The sequence below is a fragment of the Geodermatophilus sp. SYSU D01119 genome, assembly GCF_054049975.1.
The window spans coordinates 80,163-89,932 of the sequence record NZ_JBJGYL010000023.1 but is presented as its reverse complement, the minus strand read 5'-3'; the positions used below and the strand labels follow the sequence as shown (position 1 = coordinate 89,932).

General features: G+C 75.2%; 9 protein-coding genes. 4 read left to right on the top strand and 5 right to left on the bottom strand.

Annotated elements, in window-relative coordinates:
• Positions 1-82: 82 nt before the first annotated feature.
• From ACI79X_RS17265 to serS, 4 genes are all read right to left on the bottom strand, one after another.
• Positions 83-1,702 (bottom strand): methyl-accepting chemotaxis protein, encoded by a 1,620-nt coding sequence (locus ACI79X_RS17265; RefSeq protein ID WP_457026648.1) that lies wholly within the window; start codon positions 1,700-1,702, stop codon positions 83-85.
• Positions 1,703-1,785: 83 nt separating this feature from the next.
• Positions 1,786-2,589 (bottom strand): HAD hydrolase family protein, encoded by an 804-nt coding sequence (locus tag ACI79X_RS17260; RefSeq protein ID WP_457026647.1) that lies wholly within the window; start codon positions 2,587-2,589, stop codon positions 1,786-1,788.
• Positions 2,582-3,508: an HAD family hydrolase gene (locus ACI79X_RS17255; protein WP_457026646.1), complete on the bottom strand. Its 927-nt coding sequence runs from the start codon at positions 3,506-3,508 to the stop codon at positions 2,582-2,584. Before ACI79X_RS17255 ends, ACI79X_RS17260 begins: the two co-directional genes overlap by 8 nt.
• Positions 3,505-4,800, bottom strand: coding sequence for a serine--tRNA ligase (gene serS, locus ACI79X_RS17250; protein WP_457026645.1), 1,296 nt, complete (start codon positions 4,798-4,800; stop codon positions 3,505-3,507). Before serS ends, ACI79X_RS17255 begins: the two co-directional genes overlap by 4 nt.
• Before the next feature lie 88 nt (positions 4,801-4,888).
• Between serS and ACI79X_RS17245 the strand changes: the two genes are divergently transcribed.
• The 3 genes from ACI79X_RS17245 to ACI79X_RS17235 all read left to right on the top strand — a co-directional run bounded on the left by ACI79X_RS17245 (position 4,889) and on the right by ACI79X_RS17235 (position 7,096).
• A complete protein-coding gene (locus tag ACI79X_RS17245) occupies positions 4,889-6,322 on the top strand; it encodes a GuaB1 family IMP dehydrogenase-related protein (RefSeq protein ID WP_457026644.1) in 1,434 nt (477 codons plus the stop codon).
• The gene (locus ACI79X_RS17240) at positions 6,319-6,666 is read left to right on the top strand and encodes a metallopeptidase family protein (RefSeq protein WP_454553815.1); all 348 of its coding nucleotides are present in this window, start codon (positions 6,319-6,321) and stop codon (positions 6,664-6,666) included. Before ACI79X_RS17245 ends, ACI79X_RS17240 begins: the two co-directional genes overlap by 4 nt.
• Before the next feature lie 94 nt (positions 6,667-6,760).
• Positions 6,761-7,096, top strand: a complete 336-nt coding sequence (locus tag ACI79X_RS17235) for a GroES family chaperonin (protein ID WP_457026643.1) — start codon at positions 6,761-6,763, stop codon at positions 7,094-7,096.
• A 64-nt stretch (positions 7,097-7,160) separates the two neighbouring features.
• Here the strand turns inward: ACI79X_RS17235 and ACI79X_RS17230 are convergent, their stop codons facing one another.
• Entirely contained in the window at positions 7,161-7,616 is a 456-nt protein-coding gene (locus ACI79X_RS17230) for a MarR family winged helix-turn-helix transcriptional regulator (RefSeq protein WP_457026642.1), read from the bottom strand.
• A 56-nt stretch (positions 7,617-7,672) separates the two neighbouring features.
• Between ACI79X_RS17230 and ACI79X_RS17225 the strand changes: the two genes are divergently transcribed.
• Positions 7,673-9,769, top strand: a complete 2,097-nt coding sequence (locus tag ACI79X_RS17225) for an MMPL family transporter (protein ID WP_457026641.1) — start codon at positions 7,673-7,675, stop codon at positions 9,767-9,769.
• Position 9,770: the final 1 nt, after the last annotated feature.

Genomic DNA, 9,770 nt, shown 5'->3' with positions numbered 1-9,770 from the left:
CGCGCCGCCGCGGCCCGCGGCCCCCCGGCCCCGCCCGCGCGGGGGGCCGGCGGGCCCCGGGCCGCGGTGCGTCAGGCCGGGGTCAGACGGTGAAGCGGCGGACGGCGTCCTGCAGCTCGCCGCTCATGCGGGCCAGCTCGGCCGCGGCCTGGCGGGCGTCACCGACGCGGGCGTTGGTCTGCTGCGTCCCGTCGGCCAGGCCGGTGATCGCCGCGGCGATCTGACGGGTGCCGCCGGCGGCCTCGGCCACGTTGCGGTTCATCTCGTTCGTGGTCGCCGTCTGCTCCTCGACGGCGGCCGCGATGGTCGCCTGGAAGTCGTTGATCTCGCCGATCACCGAGCTGATCCGGCTGATCGCCTCGACGGCGCCCGCGGTGTCGGCCTGGATGGCCTCCACGCGGCGGGAGATGTCCTCGGTGGCGCGGGCGGTCTCCTGCGCGAGCTCCTTGACCTCGCTGGCCACGACGGCGAAGCCCTTGCCGGCCTCCCCGGCGCGCGCCGCCTCGATGGTGGCGTTGAGGGCGAGCAGGTTGGTCTGCTCGGCGATGCCGTTGATCAGCTTGACGACGGTGGCGATCTCCTGCGACGAGTCGCCGAGCTTGCCCACGGTGCGGGTGGTGTTCTCCGCGACGCCCACGGCCTGGCCGGCCACGCGGGCGGCCTCGGTGGCGTTGTGCGCGATCTCGCGGATCGCCGTCTCCATCTGCGAGGAGCCGGTGGCCACGGTGTCGACGCTGGCCGCGACCTCGCCGGCCGAGGCGACGACGACGTCGGTCTGGTCGGAGGCGGCGCGGGAGAACTCGGCGATGCTGCCGGCCGCGGTGTCGAGCTGGTTCGAGGCGCCCTGCAGGCGGTCGGCGGACTCGCGGACCAGGGTCAGCACGCCGCCGAGGCTGTCGAGGGTCTCGTCGAGCGAGCGGGCGACCTCGCCCAGCTCACCGCCGCCGGTGGCACCGGCACGCACCCGCAGGTCGCCGGCGGCGACCTTGCCGAGCACCTCGCGGATCCGCTGCACCGGGCCGGTCACGCTGCGCGCCACCAGGACGGCGAGCACGACGGCGATCACCAGGCCGAGGACGACCACGACGATCGTCAGGGTGCGGGCCGAGGCGTAGGCGTCGCGCGCCTCGGTGACGGTCTGCTCGGCGTCGGCGGCGGCCGAGGCGGTGGCCGAGGCCAGCGACTCCTCGATGACCGTCTCGTTCTGCGTCATGGTCTGCAGCAGCGGGAGGGCGTTGGGCGAGCCGAGCGGCAGGGCCTGCAGCTGCGCCAGCGCGGTCAGGTAGGTCTCCGACGCGGTCCGGAACTCGGTGAAGGCGGCGCGGGCGTCGTCGGACAGCGGCATGCCGTCGACGGCCTCGGCGTGCGCGGCCATGGCCTCGGCGGCCTCGGCGGCGTCCTGCCGGGCGTCCTGGATGCTGGCCGGCGGCAGGGTCGGGATCGCGGCGCGGGCGGTCTGCGCGGCCAGCTCCCACCAGTCCACCTGCAGGGTGCGCAACCCGTCGAGCGGGGCGGCGCCCTCGCTGTAGACCTGGTCGGCCTTGTCGGCGAGCACCGCCATGCGCGCGATGCCGAACAGGCCGACACCGAGGGTGGTCAGCGCGACCACGAGGATCGCGCCGAGCATGCGGGTGTGCAGGCTCCAACCCGAGGAGGTGTCGGCGGGCACCGCTGCAGCGGCGCGGGGAGGGGTCTGGCTCATCGATCGCCTTCCGTGGCCTGGTCCGGTCGGCCTGGTGCCGTCCGGGAACCACATCGGCAGGAGCCGCGCGGTCTTGAGCCGGGTCAGAGGGAGGCGAGGAAGGCCGCGACGCCGTCGTCGTCGTTGGTGCCGGTGACGTCGGTGGCCGCGGCCAGCAGGTCGGGGTGGGCGTGGGCCATGGCCACCGCCCGGCCGCCGGCCTCGCGCACCCAGTCGAAGGCGGCGATGTCGTTGGGCATGTCGCCGAAGACGACGACGTCCTCCGGGCCGACGCCGTGCCGGGCGGCCACCTTGGCGATGCCGGTGGCCTTGGTCACCCCGCTCGCGGAGATCTCGGCGAGCGCGTCCGAGGAGGAGTTGGTGACCGTCGCGCGGTCCCCCACCACCCGCTCGACCAGGCGCATGAACTCGTCGCGGGGCAGGTCCTCGTGCCGGGCCAGCAGCTTGGCCGCGGGCGCGGAGACGATCTCCTCGAGCGTCGCCTCGGCCACGCCGGGCGCGTCGAGGTCCCACCGCGGCCGGTAGACCGGCTCGTGCCGGAACTCCAGGCCGTACTCGACGGCGAACCACGTGCCCGGCTGCTCGGCGCGCAGACCCGCGGTGACGTTGGCGAGGACGGCCGGCGGCAGCGCGTCCTCCTCGAGGATCTCGAAGCGGCCGAGGTCGAGCAGCACCGCGCCGTTGCAGCAGACGGCGGTGCCGGTGCGCACGACCTCCCGGATCCGGCGCATCCACCGCGGCGGCCGGCCGGTGGCCAGCACCAGCGGGACGCCGTCGGCCGCCCAGCGCCGCAGCTCGGCGACGGTGGCCTCGCCGACGGTGTCGTCGGAGCGCAGCAGCGTGCCGTCCATGTCGCTGGCGATCAGCCGGGGACGCCAGTCACTCACCGGCCAGCACCGCCTCGAGGTAGCGGGCCACGCCGTCGGCGTCGTGCCCGCTGGTGAGCCCGCCGGCCGCCGCCCGTACCGCGGGGTGGGCGTTGGCGACGGCGACCGCGCGCCCACCGGCGTCGGTGACCGCGCCGATCATCGGCAGGTCGTTGGGCATGTCGCCGAAGACGAGCACGTCGCCGAACCCGACGCCGTACCGCTGCAGCGCGACGGCGAGGCCGGTGGCCTTGGTGATGCCCGGCGGGAGCACCTCGATGAAGCCGAGGCCGGCGTGCGTGACCTCGGCGTCGGCGGGGTCGGTGACCCGGCGGGCGCGGGCGAGCAGCTCGTCCTGGCCGAGCGTGGAGGAGCGCAGGAACACCTTGAGCACCGCGCCCTCGGGGATGACGGCGTGCCGGGGCAGCAGGTGCGCGGGCTCGGGGTAGGGCCAGTCGAAGCCGTGCTGCACCCGCAGCGGCGCGAGCGCCTCGCCCTGCTCGGCGGCGTCCTCGACGGCCAGGATCAGGTCACCGGCGACGTCCTCGATGCGGGCGATGACGGCCTCCGCCTGCTCGCGGGGCAGGCCGACGGTGCGCAGCACCTCGTCGCGCTCGAGGTCGACGACGAAGCCGCCCTGCGCGAGCACCGCGATGCCGCGCCCGGCCAGCGCGGTGCGCACGCTGTCGAGCAGCCGGGGGCCGCGGCCGGTGACGCCGACGACGGGGACGCCGGCCGCCCAGCACGCCTCGAGCGCGGCGCGGGTGCGGGGGCTGACCACGCCCTCGGAGGACAGCAGGGTGCCGTCGAGGTCGGTGGCGACCAGCTTCGGCCGCCAGTCGCCGAGCTGCGCGGGCAGGTCGCCGAGGTCCACGACCCGGGTGGCGTCCGGGGAGGGCACGTGCCCGGAGAGGACCGCCCGGGGCGCGGTCCCGCTCATGCGGCGGGCACCGGGGCGGCCAGCGTCATGCCGGGGGTGAGGACCTCGTGCCCGCCGAGCCAGGGCCGCAGCGCCGCCGGCACGTGCACCGAGCCGTCGGCGCGCTGGTGCACCTCGAGCAGGCAGGCGATGGTGCGGGCGATCGCGCACAGCGTGCCGTTGAGCGTGGCCGCCGTCTGCGGCTTCCCGTCCTCGTCGCGGTAGCGGATGGCCAGCCGGCGGGCCTGGAAGGTGGTGCAGTCCGACGTCGAGGTCAGCTCGCGGTAGGTGCCCTGCGACGGGAACCAGGCCTCGATGTCGTACTTGCGGGCGGCGCTGGTGCCGAGGTCCCCGGCGGCGATGTCGACCACCCGGTAGGGCAGCTCGAGGGCCTGGAGGAACTCCTCCTCCCAGGCCAGCAGCCGCAGGTGCTCGGCGGCGGCCTCCTCGGGCCGGCAGAAGCTGAACATCTCGACCTTGTCGAACCAGTGCACGCGGATGATGCCGCGGGTGTCCTTGCCGTAGGAGCCGGCCTCGCGGCGGAAGCAGGACGACCAGCCGGCGTAGCGGCGCGGCCCGGCCGACAGGTCGAGCACCTCGTCGGCGTGCATGCCGGCCAGCGCCACCTCCGAGGTGCCCACGAGGTACAGGTCGTCGCGCTCGACGCGGTAGACCTCCTCGTCGTGCTCGCCGAGGAAGCCGGTGCCCTCCATCGCCTCGGGCTTGACCAGGGCCGGCGCGATGACGGGGGTGAACCCGGCGGCCACCGCGCGGGTGATCGCGAGCTGGGCGAGGGCGAACTCGAGCAGCGCGCCGGGGCCGGTGAGGAAGTAGAAGCGGGCGCCGGAGACCTTCGCGCCGCGCTCCATGTCGATCGCGCCGAGCGCCTCGCCGATCTGCAGGTGGTCGCGCACCTCGAAGTCGTGGGACGGGACCTCGCCGACGGTGCGCAGGGTCACGGCGTCGTCCTCGCCGCCGGGTGGGACGTCGTCGTGCACGACGTTCGGGATGGCCAGGTGCACCGCGCGCAGCGCCGCGTCGGCGGCGCGCTGGGCCTCCTCGGCCTCCTTGACCTGCGCGGCGAGCGCCTTCGCGCGCTCCAGGACGGCGGGGCGCTCCTCCTTCGACGCGCCGCGGACCGCCTGCGAGGCGGCCTTCTGCTCGGCGCGGAGGTCGTCGGCGCGCTTGACCGCGGCCCGGCGGGCCTCGTCGGCGGACAGCAGCTCGTCGACCCGGGACTCGTCGGCGCCACGGGCACGCTGGCTGGCACGGACGACGTCGGGGTGCTCGCGCACCAGGCGCAGGTCGATCACGCGTCGATCGTAGGTGGGCCACGGGTCCGCGCCCCGCGCACGCGGCGACGTCCACCCCGGCAGGGGGTCCGGCTGGGACACTCGGGGCATGCGGTTCCTGAACGGCCAGCGCCCGGCGACCGACCTCACCTACGCCGACGTGTTCATGGTGCCCAACCACAGCACCGTGGGCTCCCGGCTGGAGGTGGACCTGACGACGCCGGACCGGGTGGGCACCACCATCCCCGTCGTCGTGGCCAACATGACCGCCATCAGCGGCCGGCGGATGGCCGAGACGATCGCCCGCCGCGGCGGCCTGGCGGTGCTGCCGCAGGACATCCCGGTCGACGTCGTCGCCGAGGTCGTGTCCTGGGTGCACGCCCGGCACCCCGTCTACGACACCGCGATCACGCTCGCGCCGTCGTCGACCGTCGGCGAGGCGCTGTCGCTGATGACCAAGCGCGCGCACGGGATCGTCGTCGTGGTCGACGGCGACGTGCCCGTCGGCGTGGTCACCGACGGCGCCTGCCGCGGCGTCGACCGCTTCAGCCAGCTCTCCCAGGTCATGGCCGAGCACCCGCTGACCGTCCCGGCCGGCACGGACCTGCCCAAGGTCTTCGACGTGCTCTCCGGCGAGCGGGTCAGCGCCGCGCCGGTGGTCGAGGGCGACCGGCTGGTCGGCGTCATCACCCGCAAGGGCGCGCTGCGCTCGACGGTCTACACGCCCGCGGTCAACGCCGAGGGGCAGCTGCTCACCTCGGCCGCGGTCGGCATCAACGGCGACGTCGCCGGCAAGGCGTCGGCGCTGCTGGCCGCCGGCGTGGACGTGCTCGTCGTCGACACCGCGCACGGCCACCAGGAGAAGGCCGTCGAGGCGGTCCGCGCGGTGCGGGCCGTGGCCGGGTCCGTGCCGGTGGTGGCCGGGAACGTGGTCACCGCCGAGGGCACCCGCGACCTGGTCGAGGCGGGCGCCGACGTCGTCAAGGTCGGCGTGGGCCCCGGCGCCATGTGCACCACCCGGATGATGACCGGCGTCGGCCGGCCGCAGTTCTCGGCCGTCGAGGAGTGCGCGGCCGAGGCCCGCCGGCTCGGGAAGCACGTGTGGGCCGACGGCGGCGTGCGCCACCCGCGCGACGTCGCGCTCGCCCTGGCCGCCGGCGCGGCGAACGTGATGGTCGGCTCCTGGTTCGCCGGCACCTACGAGAGCGCCGGCGACATCCACGACGACGGCAGCGGCCGGCTGTACAAGGAGTCCTTCGGGATGGCCTCGGCGCGGGCGGTCAAGGCGCGGACGGCGCAGCACAGCGGCTTCGAGCGTGCCCGCGCCGGGCTGTTCGAGGAGGGCATCTCGTCCTCGCGGATGTACCTCGACCCGGCGCGGCCCGGCGTGGAGGACCTCGTCGACGGCATCGTCGCCGGCGTGCGCTCGTCGTGCACGTACGCCGGCGCCCGGACCATCGACGAGCTGCACGAGCGCGCGGTGCTGGGGGTGCAGAGCGCGGCCGGCTACGAGGAGGGGCGCCCGCTGCCCACCAGCTGGTGAGGCCGCTCCCGCGCGAGGTCTTCGAGTCGCTGGTCGCCGACGCCCTCGACGCCGTCCCCGCCGAGCTCATGGCGATGCTCGACAACGTCGTCGTCCTCGTGGAGGACCGCAACGAGGACGAGCCGGACCTGCTCGGGCTCTACGAGGGGCACGCGCTGACCGAGCGCGGCTGGCAGTACGGCGGGGACCTGCCCGACCGGATCATGATCTACCGCGAGGCCATCTGCGACGTCTGCGAGACCGCCGAGGAGGTGGTCGAGGAGGTCACGGTGACCGTGGTGCACGAGATCGCGCACCACTTCGGCATCGGCGAGCAGCGGCTGCACGAGCTCGGCTGGGGATGACGGGAGGACCCCGTCCCCCTCACCCCTCGCACGCTCGGGGCGAGCCTCTGGACGGGGCCGTTCCCGCGGGTCACCTCCGCGTACCGTGACCGCCGTGCCATCCGACGTCGCCAGGGGCAGCGGGCTGCCGATCAAGATGCTGCACGACCGGGTCCTCGTGGCCCTGCGCAAGGAGGACGGCGAGCGCCGCTCCACCGGCGGCATCCTCATCCCGGCGACCGCCCAGGTGGCCAAGCGGCTGGTGTGGGGCGAGGCCCGCGGCGTCGGCGCGAGCGTGCGCCAGGTGAAGGTCGGCGACCAGGTGCTGTTCTCCCCCGAGGACCAGCACGAGGTCGAGGTGCACGGCGAGGAGCTGATCATCCTGCGCGAGCGCGACGTGCACGCCGTCGCCGCCGAGCGGATCGAGGAGTCCACCGGCCTCTACCTCTGACGAGAGTGCGCCCGACGGGCTGTCGAGACCCCTCGAGCCCCCGTCAGGTGCACACTCGCCGCTCCTATGCCTGGTGGGTGACGACGACGTCGGTCATCCCCTCGAGGAAGCGGCGGACGACGGCGAGGTCGTCGTCGGTGAAGCCCTCCATCGCGGCGAGCAGGCCGCGCTGCAGCCCGCCGAAATAGGCGCCGCCGGCGGCCATCGTGGGCTCGGTCATCTGCAGCACGACGCGGCGGCGGTCGGCGGGGTCGCGCACCCGGCGCACGTGCCCGGCCCGCTCCAGCCGGTCGACCAGCGCGGTCACCGACGCCGAGCTCAGCCGCACCGCCGCGCCCAGGCCGCCGGCGGTGAGCGGCTCGCCGCGGCGCGCGGCGTCCATGATCGCGATGACGGCGCGGACGTCGGTGCGGCCGAGGCCGTGCGCCTCGGCGAACCGCTCCCCCACCGCGTCGAGCTCCACGGTGAGCCGGCGCAGCAGCAGCGCGACGTCGACACGCGGGTCCGCGTTGCCGCTCATCCGCCACCCCCGTAATCTCTCGATCGTCGAGATGGTTGGTCGTCGAGAGGACCATCATGGCCCACCGGGTCCGCTGGCTGCTCCCCCTGGTCGTCGTGCTCGCCTGGCTGGGGGCCGCCGCGCCGCTCGGCTCGCTGAGCGGGCAGCTGACCGGGCTGCAGGAGAACGACAACGCCGCCTTCCTCCCGGACAGCGCGGAGTCCACCCGGGTCGCGGAGCTGTCCCGGGCGTTCAGCCCCACCGAGGCGATCCCGGCGATCCTGCTGTGGGAGGGCGACGGCCCGCTCGACCAGGCCACGCTGGCCGCGGTCGGGCAGGCGGTCGAGGACGCCGCCGCCGTCGCCGAGGAGGCCGGCGCCCTGGCCGGGCAGCCCTCCCCGCCGATCCCGTCGGAGGACGGCGAGGCCGTCCAGGCGGTGCTGCCGCTGAGCCCCGAGCTCGGCGACGAGATCGTGACCGTCGTCGAGGACCTGCGCGCCGCCGTCGAGGTCGAGGGCACCGACGGCTTCGTCACCGGCCCCGGCGGCATCTTCGCCGACTTCGCCAACGGGTTCGCCGGCATCGACGGCCTGCTGCTGGCCGCGGCGTTCGGCGTCGTCCTGCTGATCCTGCTGGTCGTCTACCGCAGCCCGATCCTGCCGTTCCTGGTCATCGGCACCGCGGGCCTGGCGCTCACCGCGGGCAACGCCGTCGCCTACCTGCTGGCCCGCGAGGGCTGGATCACCGTCAACGGCCAGAGCCAGGGCATCGCGTCGATCCTCGTGGTCGGCGCGGCCACCGACTACGGCCTGCTGCTCGTCGCGCGGTTCCGCGAGGAGCTGCAGCACGAGGAGAGCCGCTTCGTCGCCATCCGGACCGCGCTGCGCCGCTCGTGGGAGCCGATCGTCGCCTCCGGCGCCACCGTCGTGCTCGGCGTGCTGTGCCTGCTGTTCTCCGACCTGGCCTCCAACCGCGGGCTCGGGCCGATCTCCGCGGTGAGCGTGGCCCTCGCCGTCGTCGCCGCGCTGAGCTTCCTGCCCGCGGCGCTCGCGCTGCTCGGCCGCGCGGCGTTCTGGCCGTTCCGCCCGCACGTCGGGCAGCAGCCCCGGCAGGGCCGCGGCTGGCCGCGGGTCGCCGCGCTCGTCGGTCGCCGCCCGCGCCGGGTGCTGGCCGCGAGCGTGCTGGCGCTCGTCGCCGCGGCGGTGTTCGCCCCGAGCTACGACGCCTCGGGCATCACCTTCAGCGACGCGATCCGGGGCGAGTCGAACGCCGTGGACGGGCAGGAGGCCCTCGGCCGCCACTTCGACGCCGGCTCCGGCAGCCCGACCGTGGTGGTGGCGCCGGAGGACAGCTGGCAGGAGGTGGCCGAGACGGCCGCGGCGGCCGAGGGCGTGGCGTCGGTCGTGCCGTTCACCGGCGGCCCGCCCGGCGGCGACCCGGTCGTGGCCGACGGGCTGGTGCGCCTCGACGTCACCCTCGCCGTCCCCGCCGACAGCACCGAGGCCTTCGACGTCGTCTCCGAGCTGCGCGAGACGCTCGACGACGCCGACCCCGGGGCGCTGGTGGGCGGCGACACCGCCAGCAACCTCGACGCCCGCGAGACGGCCGGCCGCGACCTGCGGGTGATCGTGCCGAGCGTGCTGGTGGTCATCACGATCGTGCTGGCCCTGCTGCTGCGCGCGCTCGTGGCGCCGCTGCTGCTCATGGCGACGGTGGTGCTCAGCGTGGCGGCGACGGTCGGCGTCGCGGCGCTGCTGTTCGACGGCGTCTTCGGCTTCCCCGGCAGCGACCCCGGCATCCTGCTCATCGCGTTCGTGTTCCTCGTCGCCCTGGGGATCGACTACAACATCTTCCTCATGACCCGGGCACGGGAGGAGTCCGTGCGGCACGGCACCCGCGACGGCGTGCTGCGGGCGCTGGCCGTCACCGGCGGGGTCATCACCTCGGCCGGCCTGGTGCTCGCCGCGACGTTCGGGGCGCTGTCGGTGCTGCCACTGCTGTTCCTGACCCAGCTGGCGTTCCTCGTCGGCTTCGGCGTGCTGCTCGACACCTTCGTCGTCCGCTCGCTGGTGGTGCCGGCCGCCGTGGCGCTGCTCGGCGACCGGACGTGGTGGCCCAGCCGCCTGTCCCGCCGCCGCGAAGCGGAGCCCGAGCGCGAGCTGGAACGCGTGTGAC

Coding starts and splice junctions, on each gene's coding strand:
- ACI79X_RS17265 (WP_457026648.1), bottom strand. CDS start 1,702: ATGAGCCAGACCCCTCCCCGCGCCGCTGCAGCGGTGCCCGCCGACACC.
- ACI79X_RS17225 (WP_457026641.1), top strand. CDS start 7,673: ATGGCCCACCGGGTCCGCTGGCTGCTCCCCCTGGTCGTCGTGCTCGCC.
- ACI79X_RS17230 (WP_457026642.1), bottom strand. CDS start 7,616: ATGAGCGGCAACGCGGACCCGCGTGTCGACGTCGCGCTGCTGCTGCGC.
- ACI79X_RS17245 (WP_457026644.1), top strand. CDS start 4,889: ATGCGGTTCCTGAACGGCCAGCGCCCGGCGACCGACCTCACCTACGCC.
- ACI79X_RS17255 (WP_457026646.1), bottom strand. CDS start 3,508: ATGAGCGGGACCGCGCCCCGGGCGGTCCTCTCCGGGCACGTGCCCTCC.